The organism is Serpentinimonas raichei, from assembly GCF_000828895.1.
Lineage (GTDB): Bacteria > Pseudomonadota > Gammaproteobacteria > Burkholderiales > Burkholderiaceae_C > Serpentinimonas > Serpentinimonas raichei.
Window position 1 is genome coordinate 1,198,412 of record NZ_AP014568.1, and the last position, 18,206, is coordinate 1,216,617.

The window sequence follows — 18,206 nt, forward strand, 5'->3', positions numbered from 1 at the left end:
CTTCGGCATGGATTCCTTAAGCGAGCCCTATGTTCAGTTACCTGAAGAAAAAATTTTTCTCCACCGAGCCGGAGCAACCAGCCACGCCCAGCGCACCCAGCAACTCAGAGCCGGCGGCGGGTGTGCTTCCAGCAGCCGCCGCCCCAGCCCCAATCAGCCCCGCGCCTGCGCCTGCGCTTGAGCCTGCGCCTTCGCTTGAGCCCGCCCCCCCCACCAACCGCCCTTCTTGGTTCGATCGGCTCAAAACGGGCTTGCGCAAAACCGGCAGCAGCATCGGCAGCGTGTTCATTGGCACCCAGATCGACGAAGCGCTGTACGAAGATCTCGAAGCCGCGCTGCTGCAAGCCGACACCGGGGTGCAGGCCACCCAATTTTTGCTCGACGACCTGCGCCGCCGCGTCAAGTCCAGCAAAACCACCGATCCCGCCGCCGTCAAGGGGCTGCTGGCCCAAGCGCTGGCCGATTTGCTGCAGCCCTTGCAGCAGGCGCTGCCCATCGGGGCCCAGGCCGACGGCCCCACCGTGCTGATGATCGCAGGCGTGAATGGCGCTGGCAAAACCACCACCATCGGCAAACTGACCTGGCATTTGAGCCACGCCGGCGCCAGCGTGCTGCTGGCGGCGGCCGACACCTTCCGCGCCGCCGCGCGCGAGCAGCTCGGCGTCTGGGCCACGCGCAACACGGTCGAGATCATCAGCCAGCAAGGCGGCGACCCGGCGGCAGTGAGCTTCGATGCCGTTACCGCCGGGCGGGCGCGCGGGCGCGACGTGGTGCTGATCGACACCGCCGGCCGCTTGCCGACCCAGTTGCACCTGATGGAGGAGCTGAAAAAAATCAAGCGCGTGATCCAAAAAGCCGACCCCAGCGCGCCACACCAGGTGCTGCTGGTGATCGACGGCAACACCGGGCAAAACGCGCTGGCGCAGGTCAAGGCCTTCGATGCCGCGCTCGGCCTCACCGGCTTGGTCGTGACCAAGCTCGACGGCACCGCCAAGGGCGGGGTGCTGGCCGCCATCGCCATCTGGGGGCGCGAGCGCGGGGCCGTGGTGCCGGTGTATTTCATCGGCGTGGGCGAACAGCTCGAAGACCTGCAGCCCTTCGACGCGCAGGAGTTTGCGAGTGCCCTGCTGGCTTAGCTCATACCCAACCAAGCATATCGATAGAACATAAGATTCGCTTACTTCATGCCTGAATTTGCTATGCTCAGGCGTGGCCGAAGCCAGCCCTGCGGTTTTTTTGCGGGTAGCGTATCGGCCTATGGATAAACACCCATCCATGCACCCGACCTTCAGTCCAAGGAGACCGCTTCGATGAAATCCCTCGTCAAATTCATGGCCATCGGCCTGCTCGGAGCAGGCGCGCTGGCAGCGCAGGCTCAGACCCCCGCCGCGGCACCGGCGGCGGCTCCTGCGCGCATTGCTGCGGCAACGCCAGCGGCCACCCCCACCCCGGCACAAATCCGCCTCTGGGCCACCACCTGCATGACCTGCCACGGCTCGCAGGGGCGCGCCCAGCCCGGCATGCCTTCCTTGGCCGGCATGAACCGCGACGACCATATCCGCCAAATGATGGACTTCAAGACCGGTAGCCGCCCCGCGACCATCATGCACCACATCGCGCGCGGTTTCAACGAAGAACAGATCGCCGCCATCGCTGGCTACTTCGCCGCCCTTCCCCGCTAAACCAAGAGACCGAATCATGAAACGCCGTCAATTCGTACAAACGCTGTCTGCGGCTTCGGCCATCGGCACGGTGGGTCTGCTCAGCGGCTGCGCCACGGGCACCGCCGGTGCCGGTGCCGCGCACGTGGTGGTGGTGGGCGCTGGCTATGGTGGAGCCACGGCCGCCAAGTACACCCGCCTGTTCTCCGAGGGCAAGGTGCGCGTCACCCTGATCGAGCCCAACCCGAAATTCATCTCGTGCCCGATCTCCAACCTGGTGATCGGCAGCCTGAAGAACATGGATTTCCTCACCCACAGCTACGACAGGCTGCAACAGAACCACGGTGTGCGCCTGGTGCGCGATTCGGTCACCAGCATCGACGCCGCGCGGCGCACCGTGCGCCTGGCCGGTGGCAGCGAAATCGGCTACGACCGCCTGATCGTCTCGCCCGGCATCGATTTCATGTGGGAAGGCCTGCCCGGCATGGCCTCGGCCGAAGCCAAGGCGCGCATGCTGCACGCTTGGAAGGCGGGCGAGCAAACGCTGGCGCTGCGCCGCCAACTCGAAGCCATGCCCGATGGCGGCGTCTATGCCATCAACATCCCGGCAGTGCCCTACCGCTGCCCACCCGGCCCCTACGAGCGCGCCTGCTTGGTCGCCAACTATTTCAGAAAGGCCAAGCCGCGCAGCAAGGTCATCATTTTTGATGCCAACGCCGAAATCCAGTCCAAGCGCGGGCTGTTCACCCGCGTTTTCGAGCAGCAGTACAAAGACATCATCGAATACCGCCCCGGCCATTTGCTCACCGACGTCCATGCCGCCAGCAACGCCATGCGCTTCGAAGTGCAGGATGAGTTCCGGCCGGCCGTTGCCAACGTGCTGCCTTCTATGCGCGCTGGCGACTTGGCCTTGCGCGCTGGGTTGGCCAACATCAACAACCGCTGGTGCGAGGTGAACTTCCAGACCTTCGAGTCCACTGTGGCTCCCCACATCCACGTGCTGGGCGACGCCATTCAAGGCTCACCCGGCATGCCCAAGTCCGCCCACATGGCCAACCAGCACGGCAAGGTCAGCGCCATGGCGGTGGTCTCGCTGCTGCAAGGGCAGCCGGTGCCGCAGTTGCCCATCATCGCCAACACCTGTTACAGCTTTGTCAACGACACCGACGCCATGCACGTCTCCAGCGTTCACCGCTGGGACGCCGAGCGCCGCACCCTGCTCACGGTGCCGGGCTCGGGTGGCGTCTCGGTGGCCCCCACTGCGCTGGAGGGGCATTATGCGCTCGGGTGGGCACGCAACATCTGGGCCGACACGCTGGGCTAATCAGGGCCACGCCCTAGACCTCTGCACCCCTGTTTTGGCAGGGGTTTTTCTTGCACCATGCCGCCGGTCTGGTCAAAGCGTTCAGTGGGCGGCGTCGGAGTCGGCGCCACGCAGCTTCTCGTGGATGCGCCGCACCGTGCGCCATACACCATAAAGCACCACCGGAATCAGCGCCCCGACGGCGATCTCGGGCTGGATCGGCACCCCGGCCGACTCCAGCGCCTTGGCCGCATAGAGCAGCAGGCTGATCACGTAGTAAGAGATCGCCGCGATCGACAAGCCCTCCACCGTGGACTGCAAGCGCAGTTGCAAGGCCTGCCCGCGGGTGAGTTTTTCCAGCAATTGCTGGTTCTGGCCTTCGGTGGCGATGTCCACCCGGGTGCGCAACAAGGCGCTGGCGCGCGAAATCCGCTCTGGCAAACCCAGCAACCGCTGCTCGGTCGCAGCCACCGTGGCCATGGCAGGTGATAAGCGCCGGCGCATGAATTCGCCGATGGTCTGGGTGCCGGGCACTGGCGTTTCGCGAAGTTCGGTGATGCGCTGCGCCGCCAGCGCATCGTAGGCGCGGGTGGCGGAAAAACGGTAGGAGTGCCGTGCAATCGCCTTTTCCACCCGGGCCGCCAGCGCCACCAAGGTATCGAGCAGGGCCTGATCCGATTGCTGGTGGTGCTCCAGGTCGGCGGTGATCTGCGCCAATTGCGCCTCGGCTTGTGCCAACTCGGGCGCCAAGTCTTTGGCCGTGGGCAAGCCACGCAGCGCCATCAGTCGGTAGGTTTCCACTTCCAGCAGGCGCTGGACGATGCGGCCCGCACGGGTTTCGGTGGTATCGGGCGCAGCCAGCACCAGCATGCGCTCAAAGCCGCTCGGGCGCAAGCGAAAGTCGGTCAGCACCATGGAATGGCGCTGGTTTCCCATCAGCGAAGCCGCCAGCGTGTGCTCACCAAATCGGGGGCGCATCTGCTCCAGCAGGGCCTGCGGCTGCGCCAGATCGGCTTGCAGCAGCGCCAGTTCGATGGCGCAAAAGGTGCGCCCCGGCACCTGTGCCAACCAGCCTTGCGGCAACAGGCGCGGCAGATTCCACTGCTCGCTCTCGAACCAGCCTGCGGGTTCGGCGTGCATGGGCAGCACCAGCGAATAGCGCGTGAACTCGCTGTGGCGTTCCCACTTCAGGGTGTAGCCGGGCAGTGCCAGCCGCAGAAAATTGTCTTGCAGATCGGGCAGCGTGAGGCGCTCCTGCCCCGGCAGCAGGCGCAGCAGGTCGAGCTCGGCCTGCCGGCTCACGCCGTCGTTGAAAACCGCCAAATACAGCACCCCCGTGGGCAGCGCCAGCCGCGCTGGCGGCCGCGCATGCACTTCGTCGTGCAAGACGCGCCGGAGCGCGTCATCCGGTGGGAGGCGCCGCAGCGCGTCGCAGGGGGGCAGTGCGGTTGGGTTCAAGCGCCTAGTTTTTCCTTGATGCGCGCCGACTTGCCGCTGCGCTGGCGCAGGTAGTAGAGCTTGGCGCGGCGCACGGCACCGCGGCGCTTGACTTCGATGCGCTCGATGCGTGGGCTGTAGAGCGGGAAGGTGCGCTCCACGCCTTCGCCGTTGGAGATTTTGCGCACGATGAAGCCCGAGTTCAGGCCACGGTTGCGCCGCGCAATCACCACGCCTTCATAGGCCTGCACGCGCTTGCGTGTGCCTTCAACCACGTTGACGTGCACGATCACCGTGTCGCCGGGGGCGAAGTCGGGGATTTGCTTGTTGAGACGAGCGATTTCTTCTTGCTCGAGGATCTGGATCAGATTCATGGCTTCCTGTTTACCGATCGTGGTCGCGCTGCGCTAAAGGCCCCATAACCCGGCACACCAAGGTGCAAGGCTGGCCTGCCATGTGCAGACCTAGGGCGGCCGACCAGAGGATCGAAAGCCCTAGATTATAGCCTGATTTCAGCGCTTGGAGTCAGCAACCGGGGCGCAAGGGGCCGGGAGCAAATCGGGCCGCAAGCGCAGGGTGGCGTCGCGGCGCTGTTGCAAGCGCCAGGCCTCGATGCGCGCATGGTGCCCCGACAGCAGCACCTCGGGCACAGCGGCCTCGCCCTGGGGGCCGCACCAGCGCTCGGGCCGGGTGTAATGCGGGCAGTCGAGCAAACCGGCTATGGCCGGGTTGAAGCTGTCTTGCTGGTGGCTAAGGGCATCGTTGAGCACGCCAGGCAGCAGCCGCGCCACGGCATCGAGCAGGGCCAGCGCCGCCAGCTCGCCACCCGAGAGCACGAAGTCGCCTAGGCTGATCTGGCCATCGACGCATTGGTCGATGAAGCGCTGGTCTATGCCCTCGTAGCGTCCGCACACCAAAATCGCCCCACTGGCTTGCGCCTGCTCGGCCACCACGGCGTGCTCCAGCCGCTGGCCTTGCGGCGAAAACAGCAGCGTGGGCACCGCAGGCAACCCGAGCTGCGCGCGCTCGGCGCGGATCGTCTCCCAGCAGCGCCGCAGCGGCTCGGCCAGCATCACCATGCCGGGCCCGCCACCAAAGGGACGGTCATCGACGCGCCGATACGGCCCCTCGGCGAAATCGCGCAAGGGCCACAGGCGCACCTGCAAGGCCCCCGACTCGTAGGCACGGCGCGTGACGCCGTGCTGCATGAAGGGCTCGAACAGCTCGGGAAACAGGGTGATCACATCGAAGCGCATGGCGGCTCTCGGCCTGCGCCTCAATAATCGCTCTGCCAGTCGACCGTGATGCGCCGCGCCGCCAGATCGACCGCATCGACGTAGGCCGAAACGAAGGGGATCATGCGCTCGGCCACTTTGCCCTCAGCGGACAGGTACTCTAGGCACAGCACACTGTGCGGACCGGTGGTGAGCAAGTCGCGCACCACGCCCATCGGCTCGCCCTGGCGGTTGAATACCTCGAGCCCGATCAGGTCGACCCAATAAAATTCGTCGCTGGACGCCGCGGCAGGGAAATCGGCGCGCGCCACAAAAATGCGCACGCCTTTGAGCGCTTCGGCGGCGTTGCGGTCGGGCACTTCGGCCAGTTGCGCCACCAAACCGTCGGCATGGGGCTTGATGCTGTGCACCCGCACCACCACGCTGCCCTCAAAGGCATCAAAGCCCTTGGCATAAGGGACCTCGGGAGGCAGCAGGTACCAGCGCCAAGCTTGCAACAAGGCTTCGGGCTTGGCGCTGTGGCAATGCAGCCGCACCCAGCCCTTGATGCCCCACGCCTCTTGTATCCGGCCCAACTCCACTGCATCAGCAGGCAGCGGGGCGGGTACCAATCCGGTTAAAGCGGCCATGGGATAAAGCAACGGCAAAGCCGCAGCCCATTCAAGCCGCTGCGGGCGCGGCTTTGGCGGCTTGTTTGAACAGGCGCACGGCGGTGTCGGAGGGCTGCGCACCCACGCTCAGCCAGTAGCTGAGCCGATCCTGGGCCACCCGCAGCGGCTCTTCGCCGCCCTTGGCCAGCGGGTTGTAAAAACCAATGCGCTCGATGAAGTTGCCGTCGCGGCGGCTGCGCTTGTCGGCCACTACGATGTTGTAAAACGGGCGCGCCTTGGCGCCGCCACGGGAGAGTCGAATGACGACCATGTTTGAATCCTTCGGGTGGAGCAAAGCACCACAAAAAAGCCTCGCAACGCCTGAGACACACAACTGACCACCCGGTCAGCGAAACGTTGGGAACCCATGATTGTAGCCGATGGCCGGTGCTTTTCCACAATATTAGAACTCCACCAGCCACGACAGCAGCAACATCCAGCCGCTGAGCGTGAGCAGCGCCAGCAGGGTCGAGACGCCCATCGTTGCCGTCGTCAAATCCTGCACCACCCGGTAGCGCTGCGCGAACAAATACACATTGGCCCCCACCGGCAAGCCGGCCGCCACCACCAGCACCACCAAGGCCAGGCCCTCGATCCCAAAAGCCCAGGCGCTGGCACCCACCATCAAGGGCAGCAGCAGGTTCTTGCTCAGGGCCAGCCCCAGCGCCGGCTGCCAGTGGCCGCACAGGCTCAGGCCCGCCAGGCTTACCCCCACCAGCACCAGCGCCAGCGGGCCAAAGGCGCTGCCCAGCAGTTGCAGCGGCAGCTGCACCACTTGCGGCAGCGCCCAGCCAGTCTGGGCAAACAGCAGCCCGCAAATGATGGGCAGCGGCACCGGGTGGATGAGGGCGCTTTTGATGGCCGAGGCGGCGATCCGAACGATGCGCTGCGGCGTCAAGGGGCTGGCATGCTGTGCGCCCTCCTCGCGCGCCTGCGCCAATTCCAACAAGATCGTCGCCGCCGTGAGCAGCACCAGCGAGTGCACCGAAATCAGCGTCAGCAGCGTCACCAGCCCGTCTTGCCCATAGGCCAGCTTGACCAGCATGATGCCGATCATGACCAAATTGCTGAAGGTGCCCGCCAAGGCCAGCACCACGCTGCGGCAGCTCAGGCCGCGCAACAGCACGCTGAACCCAAACAGCAACCCGACCGCCACAAAATAGGCCCCGACCGGGCGCAAGTCGAGCTCGTCGATCTGCACCGTGCTCATGGTGGTAAACAGCAGCGCCGGGCCCAGCACCAAAAACACCAGGTTCGACAAATCCTGCACCGATGCGCTGCGAATCCAGCGCATCTGGCCGGCCAGGTAGCCGACTCCGATCAGCAAAAAAACCGGAGTCAGCGACAAAAAAACGGGGTGTTCGGTCAAAGCCACCGCCAGAGTGTAGCCAAGCCCGGCACGCTTCCTTGGCCAAGAACGGCCCGTATGGTCCTGGCTGTCAGCGCAGCCACTGCGCAAACTGCTGGCGCAAGTGGCGCACCTTGGGTGCGGCCACCGCCAGGCAGTAGCCGTGCTCCGGATGGCGGGCAAAAAAGCGCTGGTGCTCGGCTTCGGCGGGGTCAAAGCGCTGCAGCGCCACGAGCTCGGTGACGATCGGCGCCCCAAAGGCGTCGGCGGCTTGCAGCTCGGCCATCAAGTCGCGCGCCACCTGCGCTTGCTCAGGCTGTGTCCAGTAAATACCGCTGCGGTACTGGCTGCCCACGTCGGCCCCTTGGCGGTTTAGGCTGGTCGGGTCGTGGGTGGCGAAAAAAATCTGCAGCAAGCTGCGCAGATCGATTTGTTCCGGGTCGTACACCAAACGCAGCGCCTCGGCGTGGCCGCTGCGGCCGCTGCAGACCTGCTCGTAGCTGGGCTGGGGCCAGTGGCCATTGGCGTAGCCCGACTCCAGTTCCAGCACGCCGCGCACGCGCTCAAACACCGCTTCGGTGCACCAAAAACAGCCACCCGCCAGCACCAGCGTTGGCAAGCGACCCCGCTCGGGGTCGGGGCCGCCGGTTGCGACAAGGGATGATGGGGGGGCAGATGTTGCAGTCATTTGATCAAGCGCAAACCTTTGTAGGGCGGCACAGGGAAGAATGGTTCGTGTGAAATTTGTTGATTTCAGCGAAGGTTAAACTTGTTACCACCCGATCACCACAGTGAAAGGTTGGTTTCCACATGGGCAGCAGAGCTATCTTAGCGCGCACCCCAGAGAAAAAAAAACTTTAAATGCCACAAGGAGTTGAAAAACTGGCCAAGGGTAAACACGGACCACCCCCAAACTGGCCCCTTTGTTGCGTGAACCCAGACACGGTAACAGCGCGAGACAAGCTGGTCGCAAGGCGAGCAGCGCACGCAGCCCAAGCCGTCACCCAACTTAGAACAGAAAGGATTCCAATGGAGCAAGCCATTCAATCGATGCTGGAGCGCTACCGCAGTGACCGCACCCGGCTGATCGACATGTTGTGGGAGTTGCAGTGGCAACACGGCCACATACCCGCACAAGCCCTGCCCCCACTGGCGGCTGGCCTCAACCTGTCGGTGCTCGATGTCCGTGAAACGGCGTCGTTTTACCACTTTTTCCGGCTCGAACCCTCGGGCAAGTACGTTTTTTACCTCTGCAACTCGGTGCTGGCCAAACTCAACGGCTTCGACGCCGTGCGCGAGGCGCTCGAGCGCGAAACCGGAGCCCGTTTTGGCCAACCCAACCCCGATGGCCTGTTTGGTTTGTTCGAGACGCCCTGCATCGGCCTGAGCGACCAAGAGCCGGCCATGATGCTCGACAAGGTGGTGTTTACGCGCCTGACGCCGAGCAAAATCGCCGACATCGTCGAACAGCTCAGGCAAGGCAAAACCCCGGAAGAGATTGCCAACCCAGCCGGACTGCCCACCGACCAACTGGCTTATGTGGAATCGATGGTCGAGTCCAACGTACGCACCCAGCGCCCGATATTCTTTAGGGGCAAGCTCGACTTGGGCACGGCGTTGGAGCAAATGCTCGCCGATGAGCCCAGTCAGGTGATCGACTCGGTGACGGCCTCCAAGCTGCGCGGGCGCGGCGGCGCGGGTTTTTCCACGGGCTTGAAGTGGCGCTTGTGCCGCGACGCCTGGGGCGAGAGCAAAACCATCATCTGCAACGCCGATGAGGCCGAACCCGGCACCTTCAAAGACCGGGTGCTGCTCACGCGCTCGCCCAAGCAGGTGTTTTTTGGCATGGTGGCTGCGGCCTACGGCATTGGGGCCAGCACCGGCATCCTGTATTTGCGCGCCGAGTATTACTACCTGAAAGACTACTTGGAAGCCCAGTTGCAACAAATGCGCGACCAAGGCATGCTCGGGTGCAACATTGGCGGCAAAGCCGGGTTTGACTTCGACATCCGCATCCAGATGGCGGCCGGCGCCTACATTTGCGGCGAAGAAACGGCGCTGATCGAATCGTGCGAAGGCAAGCGCGGCACACCGCGCCTCAAACCGCCCTACCCGATCCAGAAAGGCTATCTGGGCCAGCCAACCAGTGTCAACAACGTCGAGACCTTCGCCTGCGTCAGCCACATCTTGGCTGAGGGCGCGGCTTGGTTTCGCAGCTTTGGCACGGCCGAATCCTCTGGCACGCGGCTGCTCAGCGTAGCGGGCGACTGCAGCAAGCCGGGCATTTACGAAGTCGAATGGGGCACCAGCGTCAACCAGGTGCTGCGCATGGCAGGCGCCTACGGTGCCATGGCGGTGCAGATCAGCGGCCCCTCGGGCGATTGCGTGTCGGTGGAAAAAGACGGTGAGCGCCTGCTCGGCTATGAGGATTTGTCGTGCAACGGCGCCTTCACGATTTTCAACAAGCAGCGCGACCTGCTCTGGATCGTGCGCGAGCACATGCAGTTCTTTGTCGATGAGTCGTGCGGCATCTGCGTGCCGTGCCGGGCCGGCAACGTCGATTTGCTGCACAAGATGGACCGCTTGATTGCCGGCCGCGGCTGCCAGCAAGACCTCGACGAGGCGGTGCAATGGGGCGCTGTGGTGCGCAACACCAGCCGCTGCGGTTTGGGCGCGACCTCGCCCAAACCCATCCTGACCACGCTGAGCCGGTTTCCAGAGGCCTACCAGGTCAGGCTGGCCAAACCCAGTGGTCCCTTGCTGCCCTCGTTCGATCTCGATGCGGCCTTGGCGGGCTACGCCGAAGCCAGCCAGGCACTGAAAGTAAAACTGGAGACCAGCACATGAAAATCGAAATCACCATCGATGGGCAGCCGGTGCAAACCGAATTGGGCCGCACCTTGGTCGATGTGGCGGCCGAAGTCGGGGTGTTCATCCCCACTTTGTGCTACGTCAAGGACAAGCCCTGCTTGGGCACGTGCCGGGTGTGCTCGGTCAAGGTCAACGGCACCGTCAGCGCCTCGTGCACCGTGCGGGTGGCCAACGGCATGCAAGTGGAGGTCAATACCCCGGCCTTGGTGGACTCCCGCAAAGCACTGGTCGAGTTTTTGTTTGCCGAAGGCAACCACAACTGCCCCAGTTGCGAGAAAAGCGGGCGCTGCCAGTTGCAGGCGGTGGGTTACGAGTCCGACATGATGGTCTCGCGCTTCCCTTACCGCTTTCCGGTGCGCGAAAACAGCCCGGGCAGCGACAAAATCTGGCTCGAGCGCGACCGCTGCATTTTCTGCCAGCGCTGCGTCGAGTACGTGCGCGACCAAGAAACGGGCCAAAAGATTTTCAGCATCAGCGGCCGCGGTGGATCGTCGCGCATCGAAATGGACGTGGAACTGGCCAACCGCATGAGCGAGGAACAGGTCAAGGAGGCGGTCGAACTGTGCCCAGTCGGCACCATTTTGCAAAAGCGCGTGGGCCACGATGTGCCCATCGGACAGCGCAAATACGAAATTCAAACGCTGCGCGCGCGCAGCCTCAACATTGAAGGAGCCAAGAATGAGCCACGCAGCTGAAGCCCTAGCCGGGCAGGAGTTCTCGCACGACCTCCCCATCACCCCGCTGGCCCCGGCTTTGATCGCCGGCCGAGCCGGCAAGATCAAAGTTGCCACCATCGGGCTGTGCGGCTGCTGGGGTTGCACCCTGTCGCTGCTGGACCTCGATGAGCGCTTGTTTGCGCTGCTCGACAAGGTGACCATCCTGCGCTCGTCCATCACCGACATGAAGCGCATCACCGAGCGCTGCGTGGTCGGTTTCGTCGAGGGCGGCGTGGCCAACGAGGAAAACATCGAAACGCTGGAGCATTTCCGCGAGAATTGCGACGTGCTGATCTCGGTCGGCGCTTGCGCGGTGTGGGGCGGCGTGCCGGCCATGCGCAACGTGGTGCCGCTGTCCGAATGCCTGATCGAGGCCTACGTGGATTCGCCCACCGCCGTTCCAGGCATCAAGCCCATCATCCCGCTGCACCCCGACATTCCGCGCATCACCACCAAGGTGTATCCTTGCCACGAAGTGGTCAAAATGGACTACTTCATCCCCGGCTGCCCGCCCGACGGCGATGCCATCTTCAAGGTGCTCGACGATTTGGTCAACGGCCGCCCGTTCGACCTGCCGATCTCGATCAACCGCTACGACTAAAACCGCTGCAGGAGCTACAAACATGAGCAGAAAATTGGTCATTGACCCCGTCACCCGAATCGAAGGGCACGGCAAGGTGGTGGTGCATCTGGACGACGACAACAATGTTGTCGATGCCAAGTTGCACGTGGTGGAGTTTCGCGGCTTCGAGCGCTTCATCCAAGGCCACCCCTACTGGGAAGCGCCGATGCTGCTGCAGCGCATCTGCGGCATCTGCTTCGTCAGCCACCACCTGTGCGGCGCCAAAGCGCTCGACGACATCGTGGGGCTGGGCCTCAAGCAGGGCTTTCAAGTCACGCCGACGGCCGAAAAAATGCGCCGTCTCGGCCACTACGCGCAGATGCTGCAATCGCACCAGACCGCGTACTTCTACCTGATCGTGCCCGAAATGATGTTTGGCATGGACGCCGCACCCGAGCAGCGCAACATCGAAGGCCTGATCGAAGCCAACCCGGAGCTGGTCAAGCGCGCCGTGATGCTGCGCAAATGGGGCCAAGAGATGCTGGTGGCGGTGTTCGGCAAGAAGATGCACGGCATCAGCTCCATACCTGGCGGCGTCAACAAAAACCTCAGCGTTGCCGAGCGCGACCGCTTCCTCAACGGGGCGCCGGGTTTGCTTTCCATGCAGCAAGTGATCGATTACTCGATCGAGGGCCTGCAGTTGTTCTACGACTTCCACGAAAAGAACCGCCAGCAGGTGGACAGCTTTGGCGTGGTGCCGGCGCTCGACATGTGCCTGGTCGATGGCAACGGCGACGTGGACTACTACCACGGCAACCTGCGCGTCACCGATGGCCAGAAAAAAGTGGTGGCCGAGTTCGACTACCACGACTACCTGAACCACTTCTCCGAGGCCGTGGAGGAGTGGAGCTACATGAAGTTCCCCTTCCTCAAGGGGCTGGGGCGCGAGGGCGGTTCGGTGCGGGTGGGGCCACTGGGGCGCATGAACGTGACGCGTTCGCTCTCTACGCCGCTGGCGCAAGAGGCGCTGGAGCGCTTCCATGCCTACACCAAGGGCAAAGCCAACAACATGACGCTGCACTACAACTGGGCGCGGGCGATCGAGATCTTGCACGCCGCCGAAATCATCCAAGGCCTGCTGCACGACCCGGACTTGCAAAAAGACCAGTTGCTGCTCACCCCCGCCCCGGGGGCTTGGAGCGGCGAAGGGGTGGGCGTGGTGGAAGCCCCGCGCGGCACCCTGCTGCACCACTACCGCGCCAATGAAAGCGGCGAGATCACCTCGGCCAACCTGATCGTGGCCACCACGCAGAACAATCAAGTGATCAACCGCACCGTGCGCAGCGTGGCCGAAGACTACTTGGGCGGGCGCGCCGAAATCACCGAAGGCATGATGAACGCGCTCGAAGTGGGCATACGCGCCTACGACCCCTGTTTGAGCTGCGCCACCCATGCGCTGGGCAAGATGCCGCTGCAAGTCACGGTGTTTGATTCGAGCGGGAACCTGGTCGATGAACGCGCCCGCTGAAAGCCTGCGGCTGGCCGACTTCGACCAGCCCTCGGCCCTCATCTACGGCATTGGCAACATTGGGCGCCAAGACGACGGCTTGGGCTGGGCCTTCATCGACTGGCTTGAGGAGCAAGGCTTGTGTCCGCAAGCCGACCTGATGCGCCACTACCAGTTGCAGCTCGAAGACGCCGAACTGATCAGCCACAAAGAGCGGGTGTTGTTTGTCGATGCCAGCGTGGAAGCGGGGCTGGAATCGTTCGAGTTGCGGCGCGTCGAGCCACGGCTTGATTACAGCTTCACCTCGCACGCCATTTCCATCGCCTCCATCGTGGCCACCTGCCGCACCTGCTTTGGCCGCACACCCGAGGTGTATGTGCTGGCCATACGCGGTTACGAGTGGGAACTGCAAACCGGCCTGAGCGCGCCCGCGCTGCTCAACCTGCAAGCGGCCCAACACCATTTGCAGCCCGCTTGTGCCACCGAATCCACTTAACTTTTACCATTGGAGCGCATCATGCAAGAACGAGAAGTTGAACGCATCGCCAACCTGATCTACCAGGCCCCCTTGGGTGAATACATTGGCCGCGACGGGGCTGCCATCATGGCCGCCCATGCCGGGAGCGAGCTGCGGGTGAAAGATCAGGAATTCCTGTTCCACCAAGGCGACATGACCAACAGCTTTTACATCGTCACCGAAGGCCGGCTGGGCTTGGTGCGCGAAAAAACCGAGACCCGGCGCGAAATCACCGTCCACGTGCTGGAAAAAGGCGATTTGGTCGGCGAGCTGAGCTTCATCGACCAGACTCCTCACGACCTCTCGGTGCGCGCCCTGGGCAATGCCGCAGTGCTGTGCTTCAAGGCCGGCGATATCCAGCCGCTGATCACCCAGCATCCGCAACTGGTTTACAACTTCATGCGCGCCGTGGTCAAGCGCGTGCATGCGGTGGTGACCACGCTGGCCGAGCACGAGATGGAGTTGCAGCAGTACATCCAGACTGGCGGGCGCGGGCGCATGTAAAAACGGGTGCTTGCGGGCGGCGGTGGGCCAAACCTTGGCGTGTTTTCTGCTAAGGTACGGCCGTTATGCTGCTCTCACTCGATTTTCTCGCCATCCCGCTGCTGATCGCTGCCGGGTTGGTCTTTGTCAGCCTGCTGGCAGGGCTGTTTTCGGTGCGGCTCGGGTTCTCGTTCTTGGTGGTGTTTCTCATCGCCGGAATGTTGTTGGGCGAAGACGGCCCGGGCGGGGTGGCGTTCAAGGATTTCGAGCTCGCTTTCTGGGTCGGCAACGTCGCATTGGCGGTGATCTTGCTCGACGGTGGCCTGCGCACCCAATACCGCAACTTTCGCACCGGGCTCAAACCGGCGCTGTGGCTGGCCACGCTCGGGGTCGTGGTCACGGCGGCGTTGACCGGGGTGGCGGCGCATTTTTTGCTTGGCCTGAGCTGGCCGATGGCGCTGCTGTTGGGGGCCATCGTCGGTTCCACCGACGCCGCAGCGGTGTTTGCGCTGCTCAAATCCAGCGGCGTGAAGCTCAACGAACGGGTCGCGGCCACGCTCGAAATCGAATCCGGCCTCAATGACCCGATGGCGGTTTACCTCACGCTGGCCCTGATCGGCTGGGTCTTGCTCGATGCCCAAAACGCTGGGGCCGACATGGCATGGTGGTGGCCGCTGCGCGATCTGGCGCTGCAGTTTGGTTGGGGCGCGGCGCTGGGCATCGGCGCCGGCTGGGCCTTTGCCCTGCTGCTGCGCCGGCTCACCGTGTGGGCGCGCCCCAGCGGCGGCGTGCGCGCGCTGTTGCTCACTTCGGCGGGCCTGAGCGTGTTTGCCCTCACCACTTGGGTCGGGGGCTCGGGCTTTTTGGCGGTCTACCTGTTTGGCGTGCTGGTGGCCAACCGGGCCACGCAGTGCGTGGCGCCCTCGCTGTCGGCCATGGACGGCTTTGCCTGGCTGGCGCAGGCCTCAATGTTTTTGCTGCTGGGGCTGTTGGTCACGCCTTCGGATGCGCTGGCGGCTTTGTTGCCGGCCTTGGGCGTGGTGGCGGTGCTGATGCTGCTGGCGCGCCCGCTCTCGGTCTGGATCATTCTCAAACCGCTGCGTTTTGACAAACGCGAGATCGCCTTCATTTCATGGGTGGGGCTGCGCGGCGCGGTGCCGATCGTGCTGGCCATTTTCCCGGTCATGGCGGGGGTGGAAGGGGCCGAGATTTTCATCAGCGTGGCCCTGATCGTGGTCATGGCCTCGTTGGTGCTGCAAGGTTCGACCATACCCTGGAGCGCACGGCGCACCGGCGTGGTGCTGCCCAACCACGACGACGTGGCGTTGGCGCGGCAGGTGTATGGCGATTTTGAGGTGCCCGGCAACGCCCGCATGAGCGATTTGTGCGGCTTTTATGGCTGGCCGCCGGTGCCAGACGACCATCTGGACGCGGCCCAGTGGCTGACGCAGGCGCTGGGCCGGCCACCGATCGAGGGCGACCACGCCAACTTGGGCGCGGCCGAACTGAGTGTGCGCCGGATGGAAGATGGCGAGATCGTGCGGGTGGGCATCCGCTTGCTGCGCGACCCGGCCGCACCCGACGTGGAAGCCGACCCATCCGACTAGTGCCCCCACGCCCTAGGGCTGGCGCAGCCTCAGATTGGTGGCGGCCCCGCGTACAGGCGCGGCACGTCGATGAGCTTGGGGCCCAGCAGCCGCATGGCGCTGTCGCGGCCCCAGCGCAACAGCCCGCCGGCATGAAAGATGGTGCCGTTGCGCTGCGAACGCGCTTGCACCCACGCACAGCGGCGCCAACGCGCCTGGGCCCAGCGCTGCAGCAAGGCTGGCCAATCGGGTGCAGCGCCGCCCCCTTGTGCCGCCAATAGGCGCCCCAAGGCCCATGCGTCTTCCAGCGCCATAGCAGCGCCTTGCGCCAGATAGGGCCGCATCGGGTGTGCCGCGTCGCCCAACAGCGCCACCGGGCCACGCACCATGTCGGCGGCACGGGCTACACGCGGGCGCCCAAACAGCGGCCACAGCCGCCACAGCGGCACCGCCTCCAACACCTGGTGCAAATCCCGGTGTGGCAACAGGCCCAGGCTGTGCCACAGCGCCTGTGGCTGCGCCGGATGGTCCCAGCCCACCGGCCCGTCGGGCAAATCGCCCTCCACCACCACCACCACATTGAGCCACTGGCCGGCCCGCACCGGGTAATGCACCGCATGCATGCGCCGCCCCAGCCAAGCCGTTACGCCGTTGTGGCGCAGGTGGGGCGGCAAGCGCGCCATGTTGATCATGCCGCGGTAAGCCACATGGCCGCTGAACTGGGGCGTCCCGTCGGCCAGCAGTTGTTCGCGCACTTGGCTGCGCAAGCCATCGCAAGCCAGCAACGCCGCCGCCGGCCAGCTTGGTCCTCCCAGGCTGCGCAGTTGCAGCCCACCGTCTGGAAACAGCTCGAGGGCTCCGATGCGCTGCTGCAAGTGCAAGCCGGTGCCGCCCTCGGCCCGCACCGCCTGCAACAGCAGGGTGTGCAAGTCGGCGCGGTGGAGGGTGGCGTAGGGCGCACCGTAGCGGCGCTCGGCCCGTTGCGCCAGCGGCAAGGCACCCAAGAGGGCCCCGCCCGTGGCATCGCGCACCTGCAAATCGATCGGGAACGCCGCCACCTCGCGCAGCCCACCCTCTAGCCCCCAATCGCGCAACACCCGCACCGCATTGGGCCCGAGCTGCACGCCCGCACCCACCTCAGAAAATGCGTCGGCCTGTTCCAGCAAATCAAGGCTCAAACCCGGCGCGGCCTGGCGCAGCGCCAGCGCAGCCCCCAGTCCGGCCAAGCCCCCGCCGGCTATCAGCAAGCGCTCAGCGTCCATGCAACCCCCTCGCCCCTGTGCACACGGCAACCCTAGGTGCAGCGAAACTCAACGCAGCACCCAACCCCACTCTTTGAGCGTCTGCAGGGCGCTCTCGCCCGCCCCCGCGCCCAGGCGCCGCGCCAGTTGCTGCGCCACGTTTTCGCGCTGGGTGTAATCGATGATGTGCGCCGCCCCAATCACCTCGCTGGCCACGTGCTCGACGCTGCCAAAGCCATCAGCCAAACCCTTTTCGACTGCGCGCTGACCGTTCCAGATCAGTCCGCTGAAGGTCTCTGGGGTTTCGCGCAGGCGCTCGCCACGGCCTTTGCGCACCACGTCGATGAACTGCTGGTGGATGTCGTCCAGCATGGCCTGCGTGTGCCGCACCTGGGCTTCGTTGGGCGGGCTGAAGGGGTCCATGAAGCCCTTGTTTTCGCCGGCAGTGAGCAAACGGCGATCGACCCCGACCTTGTCCATCAGCTCGGTAAAGCCAAAGCCGCTCATCATGACGCCGATGCTGCCCACCAAGCTCGCCTTGTCCACGTGTATGGCGGTGGCTGCCGACGCCACATAATAGGCCGCCGAGGCCCCCACCTCCTCGATCACGGCGTGCACGGGCTTGTCGTGCAGGCCGCGCAAGCGGTGGATCTCGTCGGCGATGATGCCGGCTTGCACCGGCGAACCGCCGGGTGAGTTGATCAGCAGCAACACCCCTTTGGCGCTGGGCTCTTTGAAAGCGGCGCGCAAAGACTGCACGACAGCCCGGGCGTTGGCGTCGGCGTCGGATGCGATGACCCCGCGCACCTCGATCAGCGCCGTGTGCGGCACCGCCAGCGTGGCGCGGGTGGCGACATCGCGCATCAGCATGGCAGCCACCAACAAAACCACCGCCAACCAGAGCAGGCGAAAGAAAATTTTCCAGCGCCGCGCGGCGCGTTGCTCGCGCAGCGTGGCAAAAACCAGTTTCTCGAGGGTTTCGCGCTCCCACTCGGGAGTGATTTTGGCGCTCGGTGCCGGGGTGGGTTCGTCCATGTGGGGCGGGGCTTTAAGGGTTGAGGGTTAGCGTGTGCGCTATTGTCGCCGGCA

Annotated in this window: 19 protein-coding genes; 10 read left to right on the forward strand and 9 right to left on the reverse strand. The window is 64.5% G+C overall.

Features of this window, described 5'->3' with window-relative positions; all coding sequences use genetic code 11:
• Positions 1-29: 29 nt before the first annotated feature.
• The 3 genes from ftsY (at position 30) to SRAA_RS05655 (ending at position 2,985) form a co-directional block, all read left to right on the forward strand.
• Positions 30-1,136 (forward strand): signal recognition particle-docking protein FtsY, encoded by a 1,107-nt coding sequence (gene ftsY, locus SRAA_RS05645; RefSeq protein WP_045531401.1) that lies wholly within the window; start codon positions 30-32, stop codon positions 1,134-1,136.
• A 174-nt stretch (positions 1,137-1,310) separates the two neighbouring features.
• Positions 1,311-1,682, forward strand: coding sequence for a c-type cytochrome (locus tag SRAA_RS05650; RefSeq protein WP_045531403.1), 372 nt, complete (start codon positions 1,311-1,313; stop codon positions 1,680-1,682).
• Positions 1,683-1,698: 16 nt separating this feature from the next.
• Positions 1,699-2,985 (forward strand): NAD(P)/FAD-dependent oxidoreductase, encoded by a 1,287-nt coding sequence (locus SRAA_RS05655; RefSeq protein WP_045531405.1) that lies wholly within the window; start codon positions 1,699-1,701, stop codon positions 2,983-2,985.
• A gap of 81 nt (positions 2,986-3,066) precedes the next feature.
• Here SRAA_RS05655 and SRAA_RS05660 read toward each other — a convergent pair whose 3' ends face one another.
• From SRAA_RS05660 to msrA, 7 genes are all read right to left on the reverse strand, one after another.
• On the reverse strand, positions 3,067-4,422 hold the full coding sequence (locus SRAA_RS05660; RefSeq protein ID WP_231849345.1) for a DUF3422 family protein: 1,356 nt from the start codon (positions 4,420-4,422) through the stop codon (positions 3,067-3,069).
• Positions 4,419-4,775: a 50S ribosomal protein L19 gene (rplS, locus tag SRAA_RS05665; RefSeq protein WP_045531407.1), complete on the reverse strand. Its 357-nt coding sequence runs from the start codon at positions 4,773-4,775 to the stop codon at positions 4,419-4,421. Before rplS ends, SRAA_RS05660 begins: the two co-directional genes overlap by 4 nt.
• A 138-nt stretch (positions 4,776-4,913) precedes the next feature.
• On the reverse strand, positions 4,914-5,657 hold the full coding sequence (gene trmD, locus SRAA_RS05670; protein ID WP_045531408.1) for a tRNA (guanosine(37)-N1)-methyltransferase TrmD: 744 nt from the start codon (positions 5,655-5,657) through the stop codon (positions 4,914-4,916).
• 20 nt (positions 5,658-5,677) lie between these two features.
• On the reverse strand, positions 5,678-6,265 hold the full coding sequence (gene rimM / locus SRAA_RS05675; protein WP_045531411.1) for a ribosome maturation factor RimM: 588 nt from the start codon (positions 6,263-6,265) through the stop codon (positions 5,678-5,680).
• A 31-nt stretch (positions 6,266-6,296) separates the two neighbouring features.
• Positions 6,297-6,557 (reverse strand): 30S ribosomal protein S16, encoded by a 261-nt coding sequence (gene rpsP / locus SRAA_RS05680; RefSeq protein ID WP_045531412.1) that lies wholly within the window; start codon positions 6,555-6,557, stop codon positions 6,297-6,299.
• 132 nt (positions 6,558-6,689) lie between these two features.
• The gene (locus tag SRAA_RS05685; RefSeq protein ID WP_082039935.1) at positions 6,690-7,661 is read right to left on the reverse strand and encodes an AEC family transporter; all 972 of its coding nucleotides are present in this window, start codon (positions 7,659-7,661) and stop codon (positions 6,690-6,692) included.
• 64 nt (positions 7,662-7,725) lie between these two features.
• On the reverse strand, positions 7,726-8,322 hold the full coding sequence (gene msrA, locus SRAA_RS05690; RefSeq protein ID WP_082039936.1) for a peptide-methionine (S)-S-oxide reductase MsrA: 597 nt from the start codon (positions 8,320-8,322) through the stop codon (positions 7,726-7,728).
• Positions 8,323-8,663: 341 nt separating this feature from the next.
• On the opposite strand from msrA, the gene SRAA_RS05695 reads away from it, so the two are divergent.
• The 7 genes from SRAA_RS05695 (at position 8,664) to SRAA_RS05725 (ending at position 15,897) form a co-directional block, all read left to right on the forward strand.
• Positions 8,664-10,481 (forward strand): NAD(P)H-dependent oxidoreductase subunit E, encoded by a 1,818-nt coding sequence (locus SRAA_RS05695; RefSeq protein WP_029461498.1) that lies wholly within the window; start codon positions 8,664-8,666, stop codon positions 10,479-10,481.
• A complete protein-coding gene (locus tag SRAA_RS05700; protein ID WP_045475720.1) occupies positions 10,478-11,200 on the forward strand; it encodes a 2Fe-2S iron-sulfur cluster-binding protein in 723 nt (240 codons plus the stop codon). Before SRAA_RS05695 ends, SRAA_RS05700 begins: the two co-directional genes overlap by 4 nt.
• On the forward strand, positions 11,184-11,822 hold the full coding sequence (locus SRAA_RS05705; protein WP_029461500.1) for an NADH-quinone oxidoreductase subunit B family protein: 639 nt from the start codon (positions 11,184-11,186) through the stop codon (positions 11,820-11,822). Before SRAA_RS05700 ends, SRAA_RS05705 begins: the two co-directional genes overlap by 17 nt.
• Before the next feature lie 22 nt (positions 11,823-11,844).
• On the forward strand, positions 11,845-13,311 hold the full coding sequence (locus SRAA_RS05710) for a Ni/Fe hydrogenase subunit alpha (RefSeq protein ID WP_029461501.1): 1,467 nt from the start codon (positions 11,845-11,847) through the stop codon (positions 13,309-13,311).
• On the forward strand, positions 13,295-13,786 hold the full coding sequence (locus tag SRAA_RS05715; RefSeq protein WP_045475724.1) for a hydrogenase maturation protease: 492 nt from the start codon (positions 13,295-13,297) through the stop codon (positions 13,784-13,786). The genes SRAA_RS05710 and SRAA_RS05715 overlap by 17 nt, the downstream gene beginning before the upstream one ends.
• Positions 13,787-13,807: 21 nt before the next feature.
• Positions 13,808-14,311, forward strand: coding sequence for a Crp/Fnr family transcriptional regulator (locus SRAA_RS05720; RefSeq protein WP_029461503.1), 504 nt, complete (start codon positions 13,808-13,810; stop codon positions 14,309-14,311).
• 65 nt (positions 14,312-14,376) lie between these two features.
• Complete coding sequence (locus SRAA_RS05725) at positions 14,377-15,897, forward strand: potassium/proton antiporter (protein WP_045475727.1); 1,521 nt, start codon at positions 14,377-14,379, stop codon at positions 15,895-15,897.
• 29 nt (positions 15,898-15,926) lie between these two features.
• Here SRAA_RS05725 and SRAA_RS05730 read toward each other — a convergent pair whose 3' ends face one another.
• Together SRAA_RS05730 and SRAA_RS05735 are read right to left on the reverse strand one after the other, a co-directional pair.
• A complete protein-coding gene (locus SRAA_RS05730; RefSeq protein ID WP_045531414.1) occupies positions 15,927-17,138 on the reverse strand; it encodes an FAD-dependent monooxygenase in 1,212 nt (403 codons plus the stop codon).
• 48 nt (positions 17,139-17,186) lie between these two features.
• The gene (locus SRAA_RS05735) at positions 17,187-18,152 is read right to left on the reverse strand and encodes a S49 family peptidase (protein ID WP_045531416.1); all 966 of its coding nucleotides are present in this window, start codon (positions 18,150-18,152) and stop codon (positions 17,187-17,189) included.
• Positions 18,153-18,206: the final 54 nt, after the last annotated feature.